General features: G+C 66.4%; 17 protein-coding genes and 1 pseudogene. 10 read left to right on the forward strand and 8 right to left on the reverse strand.

Annotated elements, in window-relative coordinates; translation table 11 throughout:
• Nucleotides 1-89 precede the first annotated feature (89 nt).
• From OKW76_RS05985 to OKW76_RS05995, 3 genes are read right to left on the reverse strand one after another with little or no spacing between them, the layout of a single operon-like run.
• Nucleotides 90-383, reverse strand: a complete 294-nt coding sequence (locus OKW76_RS05985; RefSeq protein WP_265552000.1) for an ArsR/SmtB family transcription factor — start codon at nucleotides 381-383, stop codon at nucleotides 90-92.
• Nucleotides 384-405: 22 nt separating this feature from the next.
• The gene (locus OKW76_RS05990) at nucleotides 406-3,642 is read right to left on the reverse strand and encodes an efflux RND transporter permease subunit (protein WP_265552002.1); all 3,237 of its coding nucleotides are present in this window, start codon (nucleotides 3,640-3,642) and stop codon (nucleotides 406-408) included.
• Nucleotides 3,639-4,664, reverse strand: a complete 1,026-nt coding sequence (locus OKW76_RS05995; RefSeq protein WP_265552003.1) for an efflux RND transporter periplasmic adaptor subunit — start codon at nucleotides 4,662-4,664, stop codon at nucleotides 3,639-3,641. The genes OKW76_RS05990 and OKW76_RS05995 overlap by 4 nt, the downstream gene beginning before the upstream one ends.
• Nucleotides 4,665-4,901: 237 nt before the next feature.
• Between OKW76_RS05995 and OKW76_RS06000 the strand changes: the two genes are divergently transcribed.
• The 8 genes from OKW76_RS06000 (at nucleotide 4,902) to OKW76_RS06035 (ending at nucleotide 12,655) form a co-directional block, all read left to right on the forward strand.
• Nucleotides 4,902-6,224: an NAD(P)/FAD-dependent oxidoreductase gene (locus OKW76_RS06000; RefSeq protein ID WP_265552005.1), complete on the forward strand. Its 1,323-nt coding sequence runs from the start codon at nucleotides 4,902-4,904 to the stop codon at nucleotides 6,222-6,224.
• A complete protein-coding gene (locus OKW76_RS06005; protein WP_265552006.1) occupies nucleotides 6,221-6,424 on the forward strand; it encodes a DUF2892 domain-containing protein in 204 nt (67 codons plus the stop codon). Before OKW76_RS06000 ends, OKW76_RS06005 begins: the two co-directional genes overlap by 4 nt.
• A 4-nt stretch (nucleotides 6,425-6,428) precedes the next feature.
• Entirely contained in the window at nucleotides 6,429-7,682 is a 1,254-nt protein-coding gene (locus OKW76_RS06010; RefSeq protein ID WP_265552008.1) for a TolC family protein, read from the forward strand.
• 12 nt (nucleotides 7,683-7,694) lie between these two features.
• The gene (locus OKW76_RS06015; protein WP_265552009.1) at nucleotides 7,695-8,648 is read left to right on the forward strand and encodes an MBL fold metallo-hydrolase; all 954 of its coding nucleotides are present in this window, start codon (nucleotides 7,695-7,697) and stop codon (nucleotides 8,646-8,648) included.
• A gap of 27 nt (nucleotides 8,649-8,675) precedes the next feature.
• Entirely contained in the window at nucleotides 8,676-9,110 is a 435-nt protein-coding gene (locus OKW76_RS06020) for a TIGR01244 family sulfur transferase (protein ID WP_265552011.1), read from the forward strand.
• A 1-nt stretch (nucleotide 9,111) separates the two neighbouring features.
• Complete coding sequence (locus OKW76_RS06025; protein WP_265552013.1) at nucleotides 9,112-9,894, forward strand: sulfite exporter TauE/SafE family protein; 783 nt, start codon at nucleotides 9,112-9,114, stop codon at nucleotides 9,892-9,894.
• A gap of 134 nt (nucleotides 9,895-10,028) precedes the next feature.
• Nucleotides 10,029-11,369, forward strand: a complete 1,341-nt coding sequence (locus OKW76_RS06030) for a hemolysin family protein (protein ID WP_265552015.1) — start codon at nucleotides 10,029-10,031, stop codon at nucleotides 11,367-11,369.
• Nucleotides 11,366-12,655, forward strand: coding sequence for a hemolysin family protein (locus OKW76_RS06035; RefSeq protein WP_265552017.1), 1,290 nt, complete (start codon nucleotides 11,366-11,368; stop codon nucleotides 12,653-12,655). The genes OKW76_RS06030 and OKW76_RS06035 overlap by 4 nt, the downstream gene beginning before the upstream one ends.
• Before the next feature lie 85 nt (nucleotides 12,656-12,740).
• Here OKW76_RS06035 and OKW76_RS06040 read toward each other — a convergent pair.
• A pseudogene (locus tag OKW76_RS06040) lies at nucleotides 12,741-13,427 on the reverse strand (TonB-dependent receptor domain-containing protein); the annotation flags it as partial.
• 698 nt (nucleotides 13,428-14,125) lie between these two features.
• Here OKW76_RS06040 and OKW76_RS06045 point away from each other — a divergent pair.
• Nucleotides 14,126-14,608 (forward strand): Hsp20/alpha crystallin family protein, encoded by a 483-nt coding sequence (locus tag OKW76_RS06045; protein WP_265552018.1) that lies wholly within the window; start codon nucleotides 14,126-14,128, stop codon nucleotides 14,606-14,608.
• Nucleotides 14,609-15,753: 1,145 nt separating this feature from the next.
• On the opposite strand, the gene OKW76_RS06050 is transcribed toward OKW76_RS06045, so the two are convergent.
• From OKW76_RS06050 to OKW76_RS06065, 4 genes are all read right to left on the reverse strand, one after another.
• Nucleotides 15,754-16,470: a cytochrome c3 family protein gene (locus OKW76_RS06050; RefSeq protein ID WP_265552020.1), complete on the reverse strand. Its 717-nt coding sequence runs from the start codon at nucleotides 16,468-16,470 to the stop codon at nucleotides 15,754-15,756.
• Nucleotides 16,467-17,054, reverse strand: a complete 588-nt coding sequence (locus OKW76_RS06055) for a hypothetical protein (protein WP_265552022.1) — start codon at nucleotides 17,052-17,054, stop codon at nucleotides 16,467-16,469. Before OKW76_RS06055 ends, OKW76_RS06050 begins: the two co-directional genes overlap by 4 nt.
• Nucleotides 17,051-18,238 carry a 2Fe-2S iron-sulfur cluster-binding protein gene (locus tag OKW76_RS06060; RefSeq protein WP_265552024.1) on the reverse strand — a complete coding sequence of 396 codons (1,188 nt, stop codon included), beginning with the start codon at nucleotides 18,236-18,238 and terminating at the stop codon, nucleotides 17,051-17,053. The genes OKW76_RS06055 and OKW76_RS06060 overlap by 4 nt, the downstream gene beginning before the upstream one ends.
• Before the next feature lie 79 nt (nucleotides 18,239-18,317).
• Nucleotides 18,318-19,019, reverse strand: a complete 702-nt coding sequence (locus OKW76_RS06065) for a VIT1/CCC1 transporter family protein (protein WP_265552800.1) — start codon at nucleotides 19,017-19,019, stop codon at nucleotides 18,318-18,320.
• 306 nt (nucleotides 19,020-19,325) lie between these two features.
• Here OKW76_RS06065 and katG point away from each other — a divergent pair, with 306 nt between their 5' ends.
• Entirely contained in the window at nucleotides 19,326-21,563 is a 2,238-nt protein-coding gene (gene katG / locus OKW76_RS06070; RefSeq protein ID WP_265552027.1) for a catalase/peroxidase HPI, read from the forward strand.
• The last annotated feature ends 18 nt before the right edge of the window (nucleotides 21,564-21,581 follow it).

Consider the following 21,581-nt stretch of genomic DNA (forward strand, 5'->3'; position numbering starts at 1 on the left):
CTGGCGAGCGCCCCGGCTAATCGGTCTTCGTCGCTATGCCATTGCGTGTTGGCAAGCCCGGGCGCACCGAGTCCCGCCACCAATGTTTTTCAGGGTTTGTCGTCGACCGGGCAGAACACGCCGTGCAACGTTTCCAGCACGCGGGCGGCGCCGTCGTGGACGATCGAATAATAGAGCGTCTGCCCGTCGCGCCGGGCGCTGACGATCCCGTCCTTGCGCAGCAACGCCAGTTGCTGCGACACCGTCGTGTCGCGCGCGCCGGTCAGCCGGATGATCTCCCCGACCGACTTCTCGCCTTCCCATAAATGGCAAAGAATCATCAGCCGGCTGCGCCCCGACAGCGATTTCAGGAAGTCCGATGCCTGGTCGAGGGCGGCTAGCATGTCCTGTTTCATCGGCCTACAGCTATGCAGGCGCCGACCCGGTTGCAAGCCGGCCATCGTCGCGCAGCACGACATAGATGGCGGGGATCACGAGCACCGTCAGCAGCGTCGACGAGGCAAGCCCGAACAGCAGCGAGATCGCCAGCCCCTGGAAGATCGGGTCGGTTAGGATCACCGCCGCGCCGATCATCGCCGCCACTGCGGTCAGCAGGATCGGCTTGAAACGGATCGCGCCAGCCTCGATCAGCGTCTCGCGCAGGGACTTGTCGGCGCTGCGACTATGGCCGATGAAATCGACCAGTAGGATCGAGTTGCGCACGATGATCCCGGCCAGCGCAATGAATCCGATCATCGAGGTGGCGGTGAACGGCGCGCCGAACAGCATGTGGCCGATAACGATGCCGATCAGCGTCAACGGGATCGGCGTCAGGATCACCAGCGGCAGCTTGAAGCTGCGGAATTGGGCGACCACGAGGAAATAGATCGCCAGCAGCGCCGCGCCGAACGCCGCGCCCATGTCACGGAAGGTGACCCAGGTGATCTCCCATTCGCCTTCCCACAACAGCGTCGGGACGCTCTCGTCGTCGGGCTGACCGTTGAGGCGGACGACGGGCTTGACCAGGCCCTTGGCGGCCCAGTCGTTGGCGTCGATCGCCTTTTGCACCGCGATCATGCCGTAGATCGGTGCTTCATAGTCGCCGGCGAGTTCGGCGGTGACCATGTCGGCGGCGCGGCCGTTACGCCGGAACACGGCATAGCTGCCGGCCTCGCGCGACGCATCGACCACCTCGCCGAGCTCGACCAGCCGCCCTGCCCCCGCGCCGCGCGCGACTGCAACCGGGGTCGACGCGAGCGCCGCGTCCCACCGGCGCTCCGACTGCGCCAGCGCGATCGTGATCGGCAGCGGGGTGCGCCCGTCGCCGCGGGCGGCATAGCCGACGGTCTTCGTGCCCATCAACATGCCGATCGAATCGTACATCTCGCGCTCGGACAGCCCGTAATAGTCGAGCTTGGCGCGATCGGGCACCAGCCGCAGCCGCGGGCGCGGCTGGCCGTAGCTGGTGTCGACATCGACGATATAGGGCACGGTGCGGAACAGCCGCGCCAGTTCCTCGGCGGTCTTGCGCCGCGCCGCCGCATCGGGGCCGTAGATCTCCGCCAGCAGCGTGGCCATCACCGGCGGACCCGGCGGCGTCTCGACCACCTTGAGCGAGCCGCCGGCAGGCAACGGGATCGCCTGGAGCCGTTCACGCAGCACCAACGCGACCGCATGGCTGGCGCGGCTGCGTTCGCCCTTCGGCGCCAGAGTGATCATCACGTCGCCCTGCTCGGGCCTGTCGCGCAGGAAATAATGGCGGACGAGCCCGTTGAAGTTGAACGGCGCGGAGGTGCCCGAATAGAGCTCCATCGCAGTGACTTCGGGCAGCGTACGGGCGATCGACGCCACTTGTTCGGCGGCGCGCGCGGTGTCCTCGAGCGCGCTGCCTTCGGGCAGGTCGATCACCACCTGGACCTCGGACTTGTTGTCGAAGGGCAGCAGCTTGACCGTGACCAGCTGGAAATAGAACATCGAACAGGCGAGCAGCGTCGCGATGCCGACGCCGCCCAGGAACAGCCAGGCGCTGCGCTTGGTTGCAATCACGTGCGTCGCGACGCGCGCATAGAGCGCACCGAGCTTGCCGCCGGCGGCATGGTCGTCGCTGTGGGCGAGTGTCTTGCGCGCGAAGCGAATCATCAGCCACGGCGCGATCACCACCGCGACGAAGAAGGAGAAGATCATCGCCGCCGACGCGTTGATCGGGATCGGCGCCATATACGGCCCCATCAGCCCCGAGACGAACAACATCGGCAGCAGCGCCGCGACAACGGTGAGCGTGGCGATGACGGTGGGGTTGCCGACCTCGGCCACTGCATCGACCACCGCGTCGACCCGGCTGCGCCCGCCCTCGATTCCGACGTCAGCCATGCCCCAGTGGCGGGCGATATTCTCAATCATCACGATCGCGTCGTCGACGAGGATGCCGATCGAGAAGATCAGCGCGAAAAGGCTGACGCGGTTGATCGTATAGCCCATCAGGTTCGAGGCGAAGAGCGTCAGCAGGATCGTCGTCGGGATGACGATCGCGGTAACCCCCGCCTCGCGCCAGCCGATCGCGAAGCCGATCAGCACGACGATCGAGATCGTCGCCAGCCCGAGATGGAAGAGCAGCTCGTTGGCCTTTTCATTGGCGCTTTCGCCGTAGTTCCGCGTCACCGCCAGTTCGAGCCCGGCGGGGATCAGGCCGCCCTTGAGGCTCTCGGCCCTGTGCAGCACCGCGTCGGAAACGGTGACCGCATTGGCGCCGGCGCGTTTGGCGACCGCGATGCTGACGGCGGGCGCGGCAGTCCAGCCGCGCTCGCCCTTCACCCAGCGCGATACCTTTTCCTGGGCTTCCTCGGGCGCCTGCGAGATATCGGCCACATCGCGCAGATAGACTGGCGCGCCGCGCGCCGACGGCAGCGTGAGCATGCCGAGGTCATTCGCGCTCGCCACCGTTCGCCCGGTCGTGACCGTCAATTCCCTGCCTTGCTCGCGCACATTGCCGGCGGGAAAGGCGCGGTTGGTCTGGCCGACGGCATCGGCGAGCGCGCTGAGCGGCACGCCGTGCAGCGCCAGCCGCGCCGGATCGGGGGCGACGCGGATCTGTTCGGGGGCGCCGCCGGTGATGAACGTCAAACCGACATCATCGACCTTGGCGATCTCACTGCGCAGCCGCTCGGCCATGTCGCGCAGCGTCGCCGCGTTCCAGCGCGCGCCTTCGCCCGCCTTTGCCGAGAGCGTGAACACCACGATCGGCACGTCGTTGATCCCGCGCACCGTCACCAGCGGTTCGGGCACGCCAACGGGAATCCGGTCCCAGTTCGCGCGAAGCTTCTCATGGACGCGAACCGCGGCGGCATCGGGCTCGGTGCCGACCAGGAAGCGCGCGGTGACCAGCACGCCATCGTCTTCGGCCTGGGTATAGGTGTGTTCAACCCCGTCGACCGAGCGGACGATCGTCTCGAGCGGCTTGCCGACCAGTTCGACGGCGTCGGCGGCATTCAGGCCGGGGACGGCAACCCGGATATCGACCATCGGCACGCTGATCTGCGGCTCCTCCTCGCGCGGGATCGCCATCAGCGCGAACAACCCCAGCGCGATCGCCGCGAGCAGGAACAGCGGGGTCAGCGGCGACTGAATCGTGGCGCGGGTGAGCGCGCCCGAAATCCCCAGCTTCATCGTGCCGCCCCGCCGGCGACCAGCACGTCGCCGGCCGACGCGCCGGAGAGTATCTCGACATTGGCGGGGTCGCCGGTCGGCGCGGTCTGCACCGGCACCGATGCGGCCGAACCGTCCTTGGCTAGCAGATCGACATAGTCGATGCCGAAGCGGGTCGAGACGAAGCGCCGCGGAACGACGATGCCAGGATGCGTGCCGACATCGATCATCACGCTCACCCGGCGCCCGACCAGATCGGTCGACAGGCCGGCGACGTCGACATCGGCCCGCAGCCGTCCGCCCGAGACCGCCGGATAGAGCTGGACGATCGTGCCGCGCCGACCGTCGAGCGCGCCTTCGTCCTCGATCGTGACGATTGCGCCCCGGCGGAGCTGCCCGGCGAGCGATTCGGGAACGTCAAGCCGCAGCAGCGGCGGGCCGGCAGTGACGGTCGCAACCGACATGCCCGCCGCAACGGCCGATCCTTCGGGAATGTCGGCGCGCAACACCCGGCCGGTCGCGGGGGCGACGATGGTGCCTTGTGCCGCGCCGGCAGCACTCGCCGAACGCTGCGATCGGGCCGCGCGCAGCTGTGCATCGGCGGAACGCGCGGCGGCCTGCGCCTGGTCGAGCCGTGCCTGGGCATAGACGCCGCGCTGGTGGAGATAGCGGATGCGCGAAAGTTCGGCGCCTGCAGCCTCGGCCTGCGCGGCTGCGGCGGCGGCCTGCCCTTCGAAGGCGCTTGTCTCGAACCCCAGGCGCGAATCGACGACGCGTCCGATCACCTGGCCTTTGCGGACCTGATCGCCTTCGCGGACCGTAAGCTGAACCAGCGTGCCGGGGATACGCGTCATGGCCTCTGCCTGGTCGCGGGTTGCGACCTCGGCGGCGAGTGGTTTGCGCTGCGCTATTTGACTCGACCGCACCGTCAGTCGTTCGCCCTGCGCCACCCGCGGCGCGGCGGGCTCGGCTGCGGGTTCGGTACCGCTGCCGCAAGCGGCGAGCAGCAGCATGACTGCCAGCGATGTTCCTGTTCGCGTCATGCGAGCTCTCTCCATCGGCCGCCGCGACACGCCGATGGGCGCGGGCCGGGCACCCTCGATCTGCCCGACAGGAGTACCAGCCCCCTGGCCACGGCCGAATTGGGACAATCCCTTATGGGCGGGGGGCGGCATTTCCACGAACGTCTCCTTCATCGCGCACCTGCACCGAATGAGTCTTAGTTATTGCGTATATGCAGCAATTGCGCATATAGACAAGTGATGAGGAAGGAGCGTGTCATGGCAAAGCCGAAGATCGTCGTTCTGGGAGCCGGACTGGGCGGCACGCTGACCGCCTTTGCGCTGCGCGAGCGGCTCAAGGATCGCGCCGATGTGTTCGCCTTGTCGGACAGCGATACCTACACCTTCGTACCGTCAAACCCGTGGGTCGCGGTGCGCTGGCGCGACGTGAAGGACATCCAGGTCGCGCTTCCCCCGGTGTTCGCCAAGCAGGGCATCGGCTTTTCGAGCGCGGGCGCCAGGCGCCTCGTCCCCGGCGAGAACCGCATCGAACTGGGCGACGGGACCAGCCTCGCCTACGACTATCTGGTCATCGCGACCGGCCCGCATCTGGCATTCGACGAAGTCGAAGGCCTTGGCCCCGACGGGTTCACCCAATCGGTCTGCACCGGTCATCATGCCGAGGCGGCGGCGGCGGCGTTCGACCGGTTCGTCGAGAACCCCGGCCCGGTGATCATCGGCGCGGCGCAGGGCGCCTCCTGCTACGGCCCCGCCTACGAATTCGCGATGATCGTCGATACCGAGCTGCGCCGGCGCAAGATTCGCGACCGCGTGCCGATGACCTTCGTCACCGCCGAACCCTATATCGGCCATCTCGGCCTCGACGGCGTCGGCGACACCAAGTCGCTGCTCGAAAGCCGGATGCGCGACCGCGACATCAAATGGATCACCAGCGCGCGCATTGCGAAGGTCGAAGACAAACTGATGCAGGTCGAGGAGATTGCCGCCGACGGTTCGGTCGCCAAGACGCACGCCCTGCCGTTCGACTTCTCGATGATCCTGCCCGCCTTCAAGGGCGTGCCGGCGGTGTTCGGGATCGAGGGGCTGACCAATCCGCGCGGCTTCATTCTGGCAGACAAGCACCAGCGCAATCCGGCCTTCCCCAACATCTACGCGCTTGGCGTGTGCGTCGCGATCCCACCGACGGGGCCGACCCCGGTGCCCGTCGGCGTGCCCAAGACCGGCTTCATGATCGAAAGCATGATGGCCGCGATCGTCGAGAACATCGCCGACGAACTCGACGGCGAGCAACCCGAAACCGAGGCGAGCTGGAACGCCATCTGTCTCGCCGATTTCGGCGACAGCGGCGTGGCGTTCGTCGCGCAGCCACAGATTCCGCCGCGCAACGTCAACTGGGTGGCGCAGGGCAAATGGGTCCACCGCGCCAAGGTGCTGTTCGAGCGCTTCTTCCTCTACAAGGTGCGGCACGGCCAGGCCGAACCGATGTACGAGAAGCTGGCGCTGCGGATGATGGGCGTGGGCAAGCTCAAGATCCGCCCGGCGCGCGTGCCATCCTCGCTATCGATCGGGGCTCGGCCATGAACATAGACCGCGCCGTGTTCGTCTTTGCCGGGATCGTCGTGCTCGCGGGGATAGTGCTGTCGCTGACAGTCGATCCCTGGTGGATCGCGCTATCGGCCTTTGCCGGGTTGAACATGATCCAGGCGGCCTTCACCGGCTGGTGTCCGGCGGCGATCGCATTCAAGGCGTTGGGCCTGCGCGCCGGCAACGCGTTCCGCTGATCGCATGTTGGCATCGTGGATCCTTGTGCTGGCCAGTCCGGCGGCGTTGCAGGCGGCACCCCAGCTCACGCTCGATCAGGCGATCGCCGAGGCCGAGGCGCAAGCACCCGCGATCGAATCCGCCGAGGCCGATCGCGACGCCGCTGCCGCACGCACCACCCAAGCGCGCGCGGCTGGCCGGCCAAGCGCAACGCTGACCGGCACGATCGGCCGGGGCCGCCTCGATCCCGGCGGGTTTTTCGGGCTGCAAGCCGCCGACGTGACCCCGCGCGCTGCGCAGGCGACCTTCGAGCAACCGCTGTTCACCGGCGGACGCGTCGGTGCGGCGACGGCGCGCGCGCTGGCCGGCGAACGGATGGCCGAGGCGGCGGGCGGCCGCGTCCGCGCCGATCTGGCCGCGCGGGTTGCGCAAGCCTATGGCGCGGTATTGGTCGAACAGGAGCGGCAGCGGCTATACGCCGCGCTGGTCATGACGACGACCGAACTGGTGCGTCATGCGACCGACCGCTTCGATGTGGGCGACGCGCCGCGAACCGACCTGAACCAGGCGAAGGTTCGCCAGGCCGATGCGCGCGCGCAGCTTGCCAATGCGCAGGGCGCGATCCTGGTCGCGCGCGCGCGGTTGGCCAATCTGGTCGGGCGCGATCCCGGCACGCTGGCGCCCCTGCCCGCGCCGCCCGCAGTCCCGGGCGATCTCAGCGCGGCGATCCTGCGCGCCGAGCAGGCCAGCCCAACGATAGCCCAGGCGCAGGCCGGGCTCGACGCAGCGCTAGCCGCCAAACGCGGCGCCGGTGCAGAGCGGCTGCCGACGGTCGGCGCCTTTGCCGAGGCGGCGACGGTGCGCGACCAGTTCTTCCCCGGCTATCGCGGCGATTCGGCGACGATAGGGCTGCGCGCCCGCTGGCAGTTTCTCGACGGCGGGCGCGTGCGCGGACAGCTTGCCGAGGCCGATGCCGGCGTCCGCGCGGCGCGGGCCGCGCTTGCCGCGGCGCGCGACCAGACGCAGGAGGCAGTCATCGCCGCACACGCCGCCGTCACGACCAGTGCGCTCATCGAACAGGCGGCGGGCGACCAGCGCGCCGCCGCCGAGGAAGCGGTGCGTAACGTGCGCGACGAAGTGAAGGTCGGGCAAAAACCCCAGATCGACCTGCTCGATGCCGAGCGTGAGGCGACCGCAGCGGGCGTGCTCGTGCTCAGCGCGCGCGCTGACCGCGTAACCGCGGCCTATCAGCTCAACGCGCTGCTCGGCGGCCATTGAATGGAACCCGGCATGATCCCCCAGAACACCCCCTGCCCGCTGCGTGACCCCGGACTCGATCGCGCGACCGCGATCGTTACCGCTGCGCTCGACACGCCCGCGGCCAGGCCCGCCGTGCGCGCCTTCTTCGACGAGGCGACCTTCACCGCCAGCTATGTCGTGCACGATCGCGCGACACGGCGCGCTGCGATCATCGATTCGGTGCTCGATTACGACCCCGCGGCAGGGCGGACTTCGCACGATTCGGCCGATGCGATCGTCGCCTATGTCGCGCAGGAGGGTTTGAGCGTCGACTGGCTGCTCGAAACCCATGCCCATGCCGATCATCTCTCGGCGGCGCCGTATCTGCAGCAGCGGCTGGGCGGACGGCTCGCGATCGGGCGGGCGATCATCGCGGTACAGGAGGTGTTCGGCACCTTGTTCAACGCCGGCACCGAGTTCGCGCGCGACGGATCGCAGTTCGACCGGTTGTTCGACGATGGCGATACCTTCGAAGTCGGAACGCTGCGCGGCGCGGTCCTGCACGTGCCGGGGCACACGCCCGCCGACCTTGCCTATGTTATCGGCGATGCGGTGTTCACCGGCGACACGATCTTCATGCCCGATTACGGTACCGCGCGCGCCGATTTCCCCGGCGGCGACGCGGCGCAGCTCTATCGCTCGATCCGCCGGCTGCTCGAGCTGCCGCGCCAGACGCGGCTGTTTCTGTGCCACGATTACAAGGCGCCGGGGCGCGACACCTTTGCCTGGGAAACCAACGTGGGCGCGGAGCGCGACTCCAACGTCCATGTCCATGACGGCGTGAGCGAAGACGCGTTCGTCGCGATGCGCGGCGCGCGCGATCGCACGCTCAGCATGCCGCGGCTGATCCTGCCCTCGGTTCAGGTGAATATGCGCGGCGGCGAGCTGCCCGAGCCCGAGGCGAACGGGGTGCGCTACCTCAAAATCCCGCTCGACGCGGTTTGAGCGTCATTTGCAGCCAAGGAATATCATATGCACCATAAATCGCTCGGCCCTGACTTCAGCGTCACCAGCCAATTGACCCCCGACGCCGTCGCCGCCGCCAAGGCCGCGGGCTTCGGCACGATCATCAACAACCGCCCCGATCGCGAAGAGCCCGGTCAGCCGGGCAGCGCCGAACTCGAGGCCAAGGCGAAGGCGGCGGGGATGGACTATTACCATATCCCGGTCGTGCCGGGGCAGTTCGGCGACGCGCAAATCGATGCCTTTGGCGACGCGATCGCCGCCTGCAGCAAGCCTGCGCTTGCATTCTGCAAATCGGGGATGCGTGCCGCCTCGCTCTGGGCGCTCGTGCAGGCAGGCAAGCTTCCCCCGGCCGAGATCATGCGCCGGGCCGCAACCTGCGGCTATGACCTTGCACCATTGGTCCCGCGGATCGAAGCGCGTGCCAAATTGATTCGCAGCTGAGATGCTCGAACCGCTCCAGTATCTGCTTGGTGCGGGATCGGGCGTGCTGATCGGCTTCACGCTGGGCCTGGTCGGCGGCGGTGGATCGATCCTGGCGGTGCCGCTGATGGTCTATCTGGTGGGCGTGCCCAGCGCGCATGTCGCGATCGGCACGAGCGCGTTGGCGGTCGCCGCCAACGCCGCGACAGGGCTTATCAGTCACGCGCGTGCCGGAACGGTGAAATGGCGATGCGGCGGGATGTACGCCGCAGCGGGCGTGATCGGCGCGCTCGCGGGATCGACGCTGGGCAAGGCGGTTGACGGGCAACAACTGCTTGTCCTGTTCGCGCTGCTGATGGTGGCGATCGGGGTGCTGATGCTGCGCAAGCGCACGCGCGAAGATCGCCCCGACGTGCAGTGCAACCGCACCAATGCCCCCAAAGTGCTCGGCTTCGGGCTGGGCACCGGGGCATTTTCGGGGTTCTTCGGTATCGGCGGCGGCTTCCTGATCGTTCCCGGATTGATCGCATCGACCGGCATGCCGATGATCAGCGCGGTCGGGACGTCGCTGATCGCGGTAGCCGCGTTCGGGCTGACCACCGCGCTCAACTATGCGGTATCGGGACTGATCGACTGGCCGCTCGCCGCAGTGTTCGTCGGCGGCGGGCTGCTGGGCGGCGTCGTGGGGACACGCGCGGCGGGACGGTTAGCGGACTCGGGCAAGCTTTCGCGCGTGTTTGCGGTCCTGATCCTAGTGGTCGCGGGCTATATGCTGTGGCGCAGTGCGGCAGCGTTCACAGGCTGACTGCTGGCGTTGACGTCCATTGTCCGACGCGCGCCGCACTGTTCCCAACAAGGGCGCACTGCCGGGACCTCTCGGGCATAGCCGCGCTCGCCAAACCAGACATGACCGTTTGTTGATCCACCGGCAGGTGGCTATTGACGGTAGCCAGCATCAACATCGAGTCTAGCACCATTCAAAGCTATCTCATCCCCGTCGCCATCATCCTCGTGATGGTGGCGGCGAACGCGCTCTACGTCGCCGCCGAGTTCGCGACGGTCGGCGCGCGCAAGTCGCGTGTGCAGGAAGAGGCCGAGTCGGGCAATCGCACCGCCGCCAAGTTGCTGAAGATCCTTCGCGATCCGGTCGCGCTCGACAATTATGTCGCCGGTTGCCAGGTCGGCATCACGATCAGCAGCCTGGTCGCCGGCGCCTATGCGCAGGCGCAATTGACGCCGCTGCTCACCCCGCACCTCGGTGCGATCGGCGGCCCGCTTGCCGCGATCATCATCGTGCTGCTGCTGATCACCGTGTTGCAGGTGGTGCTTGGCGAATTGCTGCCCAAGACGATCGCGCTTCGCTACCCCGAGCGGCTGTCGATGGCGACGATGCTGCCGATGCGGATCAGCCTGGTGCTGTTCCGCCCACTGATTTTCGTGTTCAACGGCACCGCCTTCGCGATCATGCGGCTGTTCAAGTTGAACGTCGACCACGGCCATACCCATGTCCATTCGCCCGACGAACTCGAGGCGTTGTTCAAGGCGAGCGCCGCGGGCGGGCTGATCGACGCCGACGAGCGCGACATGCTGTCGGGCGCGCTCAGCGTCGATCACCGCATCGTCCGCGAGATCATGACGCCGCGCACGCGAATGATCACCGTCCGCGCCGACGAGAGCGTCGAAGTGGCGCTGCGCCGCTCGGCAGAGACCCCCTATTCGCGCTTCCCGGTGACCGGCGAGACCACCGAGGATGTCGTCGGCATCGTCCACCTGCGCACGCTGTTCGCCGCGTTCGAGGCCGATCCCCGAGCCACCGTCGCATCGATCCAGCGCGACCCGCTGATCGTCGCCGATGTGATGACGGTGCCCAAGCTGTGGCAGACGCTGCAGGCGCAAGGGCGGCGCAGCGCGATGGTGATCAACGAATATGGCAGCTTCACCGGGCTGGTGACGCTCGAGGATGCGCTCGAGGAAGTCTTCGGCGAGGTGCAGGACGAGTTCGACGACGAGGAAGAGCTGGTCATCGAGCAGGACGGGCATCTGAGCGTCCGCGGCGACGTGCGGCTGTCGATGCTCGCCGATCGCCACGATATCATGCTGCCGCAGGATCGCGCCGACACGGTCAGCGGCCTGGTCTGGCACGAGCTCGGGCGGATGCCCGCGAAGGGCGATCGGGTTCGCGCGCCCGATACGCCATACACCTTGGTGGTCGAGGCGATGCAGGGCCACGCGGTCCGCCGCGTCCGCATCGAACGCCTGCGCGAGCGCGAGGAAGTATGACCGACGTGCTTCTCCCGATCGCCGCGATCCTCGCGCTCGTTCTCGTCAACGGCATCTTCGTCGGCGCCGAATTCGCGCTGGTCGGCGCACGCCGCGGCCGCTTCGAGACGATGGCCGCGGGCGGCAGCACCGCCGCCAAATGGCTGCTGCGCGTCTTCGATCGCGAAGGCGGCAAGGATGCCTATATCGCCGTCGCGCAATTGGGCATCACGCTCGCGAGCATCGGGCTTGGCATGTATGGCGAGCCCGCGGTGGCGCAATGGCTCTACCAGCCGCTCGAGAATCTCGGCCTTTCCTACGACCAGTCGCATGGCGTCGGCTTCGTGATCGCGCTCGGCGGGATCACCTTCCTCCATGTCGTGTTCGGCGAGATGATCCCCAAGGCGATGGCGCTCCAGGCGCCCGAACGCGTGAGCATGACGCTCAACCCGGTCATGCGGCTGTTCGCGATCCTCTTCCGCCCGATGGTGATCGTCCTCAACAAGATCGCCTTCGGGCTGATGCGGATGCTGGGCATTCCCGATCCGGGCAAGTCGGCGATGCTGTACAGCGCGCAGGAACTCGAGATCGCGACCGGCGAAGTGGCGGCCAGCGGCCAGCTCGACGATGCGCAGACGCGGTTGATCGAGAATATCTTCGAGATGGAGGATCGCACCGCCGAGGCGCTGATGACGTCGCGCACGCGGCTGATCGCGATCCCAGCAAGCGCCAGCGGCAGCGATGTGGCGGCGATCGTTGCGCATGAAAAACTCGCCCGCTATCCGGTCTATGGCACCTCGCTCGACGACGTGCTCGGCGTGCTCCACGTCAAGGATTTCATCCGCCGCCGGCTGGCCGAGGGCGATATCGACCTCAGGACCGTCGTGCGCCCGCTGCCGCGCGTGGCGGCGGGAATGTCGGCGCTCGAGCTGATGACGTTGTTCAAGAAGCAGCGCGTCCACGCCGCGCTGGTGGTCGACGAATTCGGTGGGACGCTGGGGTTCGTCACGATGGACGATCTGGTTGCCGACCTGATCGACCAGGACGACGGGGTGTCATCGGACTGGATCCGAAAGCTGCCCGACGGCACGCTGCTGCTCGACGGCGAGGTAACGCTCGCCGAGCTCGAGGAAGACCATGGCATCACGCTCGACCACCCCGAAGTGACGACCGTCGCGGGGCTGTTCCTGGCCGAGAGCGGGGTGTTACCCGACATCGGCGACCGGTTGGAGCGCGGCGGCGTGCGGCTGGTGGCCGAAGATGTGCAGGGCATGAAGATCGTGCGCGTGCGGCTCGAGCGGACCTAGCCGCGTCCCCTCGGACCTCGCAGGACGCTGTCGCGCGTCCTTTGCCGAAAAGGGCGGAGCGGCCCTTCCCGCTCCGCCCGCCCGGTCACTTGCCGCCGAAGGTCACGCGCAGCCCCAGGCTCGCCGACAGCTTGTATTCCTCGAACTGCACGTTGACGCCGCGATTGCCGGCATAGCTGTAGAGCGGCCGGTCGTTGAGGTTCGACACCTGCCCGAACACCCGCACGCCGGGCGTCACCTGGTATGCCGCGGTCAGGTCGATCTGTAGATGCTCGTCGATGAACACGTCGCCTGCCGGATCGGTCGGATCGGTCGGATCGTCGATCTCGTCGAGGATGCGGTCGCGGTACGACAGCGCGGCGCGGAACTGGAAGCCGTATTTGTCATAGCCGATCGATGCGTTGGCGGTGTGGCGCGACTGGAACGGCAGCACCGAATCGCGCGTGGTGCCGTCGGGCAAGGGCACGCGCGCGGTGGCGTCGGTGAAGGTGTAGTTCGCCGCGATCAGCAGCCCGTCGAGCGGCGATGGCAGGAAGTCGAGATCCTGCTGGATGTTCGCCTCGAACCCCAGCACCTCGGCGCGCTCGCCGTTGATGAAGGTGCTGTAGACGTCGAAGCCCTCGAACCCGTCAGTCCCCGCGAGATCGATGCCGAAGGTCGGGTTCTGCAGCCGCTTGTAGAAGGCGCCCGCCGAGATCACCGACGAGCTGCCGGGATAATATTCGACCCCGACGTCGAAATTGTCGGCCTTGAAGCGTTCGAGGTCGGGATTGCCGCCTCGGCCTCGATCACGCCTTCGTCGTCGCGCTCGAACAAGGCCGCGGGGGGTGCTGTCAGTCTAATGCGACCCCCTCTCCACACGATGCACTTCGATCTTCACGTACATCTCGCCGAGGTGCCAGCGCCAGTGGCGAAAGCCTCGCATCCGGCTCACCCGCTGGCGGCGGATGTCACCAGCGAACATCGGTCCGAACCTGTTCCACCACATCCGTACCGTCTCATTGCAGATGTCGATCCCCCTCTCGAGCAGCAGGTTCCTCCACGTTCCGCAGTGACAGCGGAAAGCGCACATACATCGGCACTACCAGCCGGATCACCTCCGGAGACGAGTTGAGTAGCGAAACGGGCTGACTGGCTTGTGCGGGCGGGGCCTTCCAGCCCCTTACCCGCCCCCGATACAAACCGGTGCATTTGGTCTGACAGAGCCACCTTGGGTTATCTCAGCCCCATGGAATTCGAGAGGCAAGCTCAAGGAGCCTAACTTGGTGTCCATGGGACCGGCAGCGGCTCATTAGTACTGTTCCTAATGTCGTACCGCGCGTGCTGCAAATAGCCATATGATAGAAGAATTGGAAAATCACGCGTGTCGCTGACGAGCAGTCCCTTCAAGTGGGTCGCGAGCTGTCAGCCGGGATACGCAGTTAGCGCAGGGTTCCTTGTCGGCCAAAACTCGAACTGGAGTGAACTCAGATGAATGACCAAATCCCCGTTACGGTAAGTGAACGCCCTGTGCAGGAAAGTCCGCTTGGCTGGCTGCGTACCGAGATCGACCGGCTGTTCGACGACTTCGGCGGCCCCGCCCGTAGCATCTTCACCTCGGGGCTGAGCACGATGACGCCAGCGCCCGCTTTGGAATTGGCGGAAAAGGAAAACGAATACCGGCTTACCGCCGAGCTTCCCGGACTAAAGGAAGACGATGTCGAGATAAGCATCGCCGATGGCGCCCTCACGCTCTCGGGAGAAAAGCACGAGGAAGACGAACGCAAAGACAACGGTTTTCTGCTTCGCGAGCGACGCTATGGCGCATTTGAACGCCGGGTTCCCCTTCCAGCGGATGTAAATCAAGACGCTATTAACGCTGAATTCAAGCACGGTGTACTAACGATCGTGCTGCCCAAGGACGCGCAGGCCGCCGAGCGCACGCGCAAGATCGCGATCACCGCCGCTAGCTGATTAATACCGTGAGGAGCCTCCGCCACACGGCCGACGGCGAAGACTCCTCGCTTCGGCACAATCGACCTTTAGCCAACCGCAATTACGCGTCAGGTCGCACCTAGCCGGGCAGCGGACGCATTTCGACGATGACGATTAGAGCGGTATTTGCGTTGAACATCACATACCATTGCGGCGAAGGTTCAACGACTCCGCTGGTGGCGCAACCCGCCATTGCATGCATGGATGGCGCAACCGGAGCGCAGCGACGGGGCCGATCATGCATTGAACCATATTGATCATGTCATTGCAAAGCAGGCGGCCCGCCGCTTGACCCTAATAGCCTCGCGTCCGGCTGAACCAAGTGGGCATGACTGAAGCGATGCCAGCTGACCAAGCTAAGCCTGATCACCAACGGCGTCGACGTGCTGCGGCCCTACGACCGCATAGATTTTTGCGTGTCCGCGAGCGGCCACCTGGTGCTTGGATTGCACTAGGCCATCGGGGCCCCGGCAGACCATACGGAACAGCCCATCGTCGTCAGCGGTCTGTTGGCCTATACCAGTGAAGCGGTGCAGAGCCAGTCGGGCAAATGGTGCCCCGGCGAACGGGAAAATGCGCCGGGGCAGAGGTTGGATGCGCAATAAATATCACGGACGCCCGCTCTCTCTCTGGTCTGTAAAACGCAACACCAATCCAGTTTAAGTTATATAGTACACGAATAACGTCTTGACACGCGCCCATGATGTACCGAACCTTCCCCGATCGCAAGTTTTTCCGTTTAGAACTACCTGCCCAATCGAAGCCTTGATATCAGACGACACTGTCGCGATGCTTTGGCTGGAAGCTATTGCACACGGCTTGCAGGCCAACGGTGGCGCATTGACGTTCAAATCGCTTGCCCCGACCAGCACGCCATCAGCGGCGATGCGGTTTACTTGCTCGATGACTAGAAGGTCTTCGTGCACCACGTCGCGTCTTGCGATGGAGCACCCGAGCGGTCTCGAATGAACAGCGCACGCGGAGTGACAGGTTACGAAGCGCTTCAAAAACATGTTCGGTGCAAGGCTCCTGAATTATGGTCACGCCGACCACAAGATGGCGAAGCCTACCAGCACCAGCGCTTAGGTAAGGCCGCCGACGCAAACCCGGTCGGATTACCGAGTTCAATCATCACCTTCCCGCTCGCCACCCTGCTCACCGGCGCCACTGCGGTGGCAGCGCGCGCAATTGTCGATGTTGCGGATTCCTTCCTCGGCATGCTCGGCGCGGACCTGCGCGGGCTGATGTTCGTGGCAGCCGAAGCAAGTGTTGCGCGTCAAGTCGCCCCCGGTGTGGCACGTCGCACACGACACGTTGTGCGGCCCGGTCAGCGCAAAGGAGCGCCTATGGTCGAACGTCGCGGGCTCCCACGCGGTGCTGCTATGGCATGCGGCGCAGTTGCGTCCCGCCTGCGCATGCAGCGGGGTCCGTGGGGGCCGGTGGCAGGCCGCGCACTGGCCGCGGACCTCGAGGCGCAGCAGCGCATGCGCGAAGCTCTGGTGCGATGCCTGGACCAGCCGCGGCCCGCTGTGATCGGTGTGGCAGGCGACGCAATCGGGCTGGCGGAGCGCCTGATGGAACGCGATCGCGCTGCTTCGCCTTGCCACCGGCACGCCGCGGGTGGTGCGGATGCCGATGTCGGCGACCTTGTGGCAGGTTGCACAGCGATTGGCCGATACGCCCCGGAACGGCGCGTGGCAGGCGAAACAGTCGCCGGTGATGCGCGCATGCGCCGGGACCAGCGGCCCGGGCGCGACCATCAGGTGCGGCCAGGCAAAGCTCAGCGCGATCAGCGCGCCCAGGTTGACCGCGATCAGCCACAGGCCCCAGCGCCGGATCACCGCCACCCCCAGAAAAGCAAGATGGCGATGATATGCGCCAGCGCCAGCACCCCGAACCCCAGCGTGATCGGCAGATGCACCACCCGCCACGCCTTCACGACGTCGAAGGTGAGGCTGTCCCAATAGGTTTGTTCTTCGAGCGCGTCTGGGGTCAGCCCCTGCGCGCGCAGCCGGGTGCGCGTCGCCTCGAGCCGCTTACGCGCGCGGCCGAGGAGATATTTGCCGGTCAGTCCGCTCGCGATGTTGATCAGCATCGCCCACACCGCCAGCCAGGCGAGGATCGCGTTGAAGTGGATGCCGGCATGGACAAGGATCAGCAACGATCCCGCCCAGGCGAGCCTCTCATGCCAGCGCAGCAGCGTTGCCGGCTTGCCCCGTTTGATCAGCTTACGCTTGCGCAGCGAATAGCCCGACGACGCCAGGATCAGCAGCACCCCGGGAATGCCGAGGTAGCGCCCGATCCAGACCAGGTTCGACAAATGCAGCAACGCATCGAGCGCAAGCGCCGCGCCCCCCAGCGCGACCAGCGAAAGATAGAAGGGGATCACCTCGCGGCGGATCAGGCTGGCACCGAGCCCGGTCATGCTTCGAGCACCAGGTCGCTGATGGGGGCCGACACGCACAACAGGCATCGCCCTGGCCCTGGCTCGAAAACGGGCGGGCGCACATAGCGCAGCGTGCCCGAGCTGATGCCGATCTCGCAGGTGCCGCAACTCCCCGAACGGCATCCCGAATCGACCGCGACGCCGTTGCGTTCGGCAAAGTCGAGCAGGCTGGCGTCCTCGCCGGTCCAGCCGAGCGTTCGCCCCGAGCGCGCGAAGCGAACCACGATTCGCGTGTCGAGCGGCACATCCACGGCTGGTTCTGGCACGCCGATCGAAGCGGGGCCAAATGCTTCGTGATGGATGCGATCGGCGGGCACCCCGCCGTCGCGCAGCGCGGGGATCAGGCTGACCATCATCGGCGGCGGCCCGCAGACATAGAAATCATGCCGGCCGGGGGGCAGGACCTGGTGTAGCAATGTCATGTCGATCACCCCGCTCAGGCCGAAACCATGGCGGGCGCTGTCCCCTGGAGCGGGGCAGCTCTGCACCAGCGTTACCTGGAAATTGCGGTGGCGTTCGGCCATTTCCGCCAGCGCGGCCTCGAACACCAGGTCGCGCCAGTTGCGCACGCCATAGATCAGATGGATCGCGCGATCGGGCTGCGCCGCCAACGCCGCCCGCGCCATCGCGAACAGCGGCGTGATGCCGATACCGCCCGCGACCAGCACCGCAACGATGCCGCGATCCTCATCAAGCACGAAGCTGCCCGCCGGCGCCCGCACCTCCAACAGCGTGCCGGGCGCGACTCGATCATGGAAATGATTGGAAACCAGTCCGGGCGGCAGATCGGGCCGATCGGGCGGGGCCGGGATACGCTTGATCGTGATTCGGTAGCCCCCGGGGTCATGCCGATCGGACAGCGAATAGCAGCGCGTGACCGTGCGGAGCGCCCCCTGCGCATCGCGAAGCGCCAGTTGCAGCGTCAGGAACTGGCCGGCGTGGTACGCGGCGAGCGGCCGGCCGTCGACCGGCTCGAGATAGAAGGAGGTTTGGCTGAGCGCCTCGTCTTCGTCCTCGCGGTAGCGCACGCGAAACTCGCGCAAGCCCGCCCAGGCTCCCTGGCGATCGGCAGGGGCTGCCGGGGCGGTGTCGACCGTTGGTGCAACATGCGGTCGGTAGCGCAAAACAGTCATGACGATCACCGCGCCAAGCTGCGCCAGCAACGCAAGTGAGATGTAGCCAAGAAGCGCGAGCGCGGTCATCGGGGATGGCGGACCGGCGGGGCAAGAACCGGCCGCGGGCTCATATCGCAGTGCCCACCAGCCTCCCGATTCCCGCGGTCAGCGCCATTGCCAGCGCCCCCCAGAAGGTCACGCGGAGCGTCGCGGTCCACACCGGTGCCCCGCCCGCCCGCGCCCCGACCGCGCCCAGCAGCGCGAGGAACAGCAGCGAGGCGACCGCCTCGATCACGACCAGCCCCGCTCGCGGCGCGAAGATCACGATCGCCAGCGGCAGCGCGGCACCCGCGGTGAAGGTCGCCGCCGAGGTCAGCGCCGCCTGGATCGGCCGCGCGGTGGTCATTTCGGAAATGCCCAGCTCGTCATGCGCGTGCGCCGCCAGCGCATCCTTGGCCATCAGCTGCCGCGCGACGGTGTCGGCGGTCGCGCGGTCGACGCCGCGCTTTTCATAGATTCCGGCGAGCTCGCGGATCTCCGCATCGACGTCATCGGTCAGTTCGGCGCGTTCGCGCGCGAGATCGGCCTGTTCGGTATCCGATTGCGAGCTGACCGAGACATATTCGCCCGCCGCCATCGACATCGCGCCAGCCACCAGCCCTGCCGCGCCCGCAATCAGGATGTCCGCCGGCTTGGCCGCCGCCGCCGCGACGCCGATGATCAGGCTGGCGGTCGAGACGATCCCGTCATTCGCCCCCAGCACCGCGGCGCGCAGCCAGCCCACGCGCGACACGAGGTGCCGTTCGCGGTGCAGCGCCAACCTAGTCACGGCCACAGCCGCCGCGGTAGCGCTCGCAAACGGCGCATCGTCATGGCTTCGCGCATGCGCGGTCTCCTTTTCCAAGGCCCCTTTTCAGCGACGATGCTGACGAGCGCCTGACGGCAACCCTGCGGCGCGGTTGGGCTTGCCGATATACGGGATAGTCGCAGCGCATCGGGGCCCGGTCGGCGGCGGCAGCAAGTTGTGCGGCAGGCTAAAGTGATGGTCCGGGACTATACCTATTGTTCCAACGCTGCCGAAGTCGCACCCAGTCGCTGTTCTTGATTTTCCTCTTGCGGTGAACAGGGAAGCGACATGCCAAAGCATTCGACATCGATCCTGGCCATTTTAGCGGTGGTAATGGCGCCGGCCTTCTTGCCCGTTTCAGCGCATGCGCAGGACAAGATCATGTCGAACCAGGACTGGTGGCCGAACCGCCTAGATCTCAGCCCGCTGCGCCGGGACGATGCAGGTGCCAACCCCTACGGCGCCGATTTCGACTATGCCGCCGAATTCGCCACGCTCGACCTTGACGCGGTGAAGCGCGACATTGCCAAACTCCTGACCACTTCGCAGCCATGGTGGCCCGCCGACTATGGCAATTATGGTCCACTATTCATCCGCATGGCCTGGCACAGCGCGGGGACCTACCGCGTCGGCGATGGGCGCGGCGGCGGGGGCGGCGGTGAACAACGATTCGAACCGCTCAATTCCTGGCCCGACAATGTTAGCCTCGACAAGGCCCGCCGACTCGTGTGGCCGATCAAGCAGAAATATGGCCGCAAACTGTCATGGGGCGACCTCATGGTGCTGACGGGCAATGTTGCGCTCGAGAATATGGGCTTCAAGACGATCGGCTTCGCCGGCGGCCGCGTCGATTCCTGGCAGCCCGATCTGGTCTTTTGGGGCCCCGAATCCAAATTCCTTGCCGCCGATCGCTTTGACAAGGACGGCAACCTCAAAGGCCCGCTCGCGGCCACCCAAATGGGGCTGATCTACGTCAATCCCGAAGGGCCCGGCGGCAACCCCGACCCGATCGCCGCGGCCAAGGCGATCCGGATCGCCTTCGGCAATATGGCGATGAACGATGAGGAAACCGTCGCGCTGATCGCCGGCGGGCATACCTTCGGCAAGGCACATGGCGCACACAAACCCGCCGATTGCGTCGGCACCGATCCCGCCGGTGGCGGCGTCGAACAGCAGGGCCTGGGCTGGGACAATAAATGCGGCAAGGGCAATGCCGAGGATACCGTCACCAGCGGTCTAGAGGGCGCATGGTCGGCCAGCCCGATCGCGTTCACGACGCAATTTTTCGACAATCTGTTCGGGTTCGACTGGGTGAAGACCAAGAGCCCGGCAGGCGCGGTCCAGTGGATCCCCACCACCCAATTCGCCGCCAGGCTGGTACCCGACGCGCATGTCGAAGGCAGGCGTCACGCACCGATCATGTTCACCACCGATATCGCACTCAAGGAAGACCCGGGCTTCCGCGCGATCTCCAGGCGCTTCCACGAGAATCCCAACGCCTTCGCCAAAGCCTTTGCCCAGGCCTGGTTCAAGCTGACCCATCGCGACATGGGAACCAGCGCGCGCTATCTGGGCAAGGACGCGCCGCAGGAAGCCTTTTCGTGGCAGGACCCGCTGCCCAAGGCGGACCATGCCATGATCGACGCATCGGACGCCGCCCGGCTCCGGGCGCAGATCCTGGCAACCGGCCTTGCCCCGCGCGAACTGGTCAAGGCCGCCTGGGCGTCGGCATCGACCTTTCGCCGAAGCGATATGCGGGGCGGCGCCAATGGCGCGCGCGTGCGGCTCGACCCGGCGAGCGGCTGGGCCGCCAACGACCCCGCCGAACTCGCCCGCGTTGTCGGCAAGCTCGAAGGCGTGCAGCGCGATTTCAACCGTTCGGCCGGTAGCGGCAAGCAGGTGTCGCTCGCCGATCTGCTCGTGCTGGGCGGCAATGCGGCGATCGAGCAGGCCGCGGCCAAGGCCGGACGCTCCGTGACGGTGCCCTTCACCCCGGGCCGGGTCGATGCCACCCAGGCGCAAACCGACGCTGCCTCCTACGCCCATCTGCGCCCGCGAGCCGACGGCTTTCGCAACTTCTACGGCGCCGACAGCGACCTGGCACCGGCAGCGATGCTCGTGGACAAGGCCAGCATGCTGAACCTTACCGTACCCGAGATGACGGTGCTGGTCGGCGGCATGCGCGCGCTCGATGCCAATACCGGGCATTCGGCAAACGGTGTGTTCACCACCCGCCCCGGCACGCTCACCAACGACTTTTTCGTCAACCTGCTCGATATGACGACGAAATGGCAAAAATCGCCCAAGAACGCCGCCCTGTATGAAGGGCGCGACCGGACCACCGGCAAGCTGAAATGGACCGCCACCCCGGTCGATCTCGTTTTCGGATCGAATGCCGAGCTGCGCGCCGTGTCCGAGGCCTATGCTTCGGACGATGCCAAGACGCAGTTCGTCGACAACTTCGTCGCCGCCTGGGCAAAGGTCATGGACCTCGATCGCTTCTACCCTCCGCGTCGGGGAAGCTAGCCGCTGTCATGCGGGCCT

The sequence above is a fragment of the Sphingomonas sp. S1-29 genome (assembly GCF_026167545.1).
GTDB lineage: Bacteria > Pseudomonadota > Alphaproteobacteria > Sphingomonadales > Sphingomonadaceae > Sphingomonas.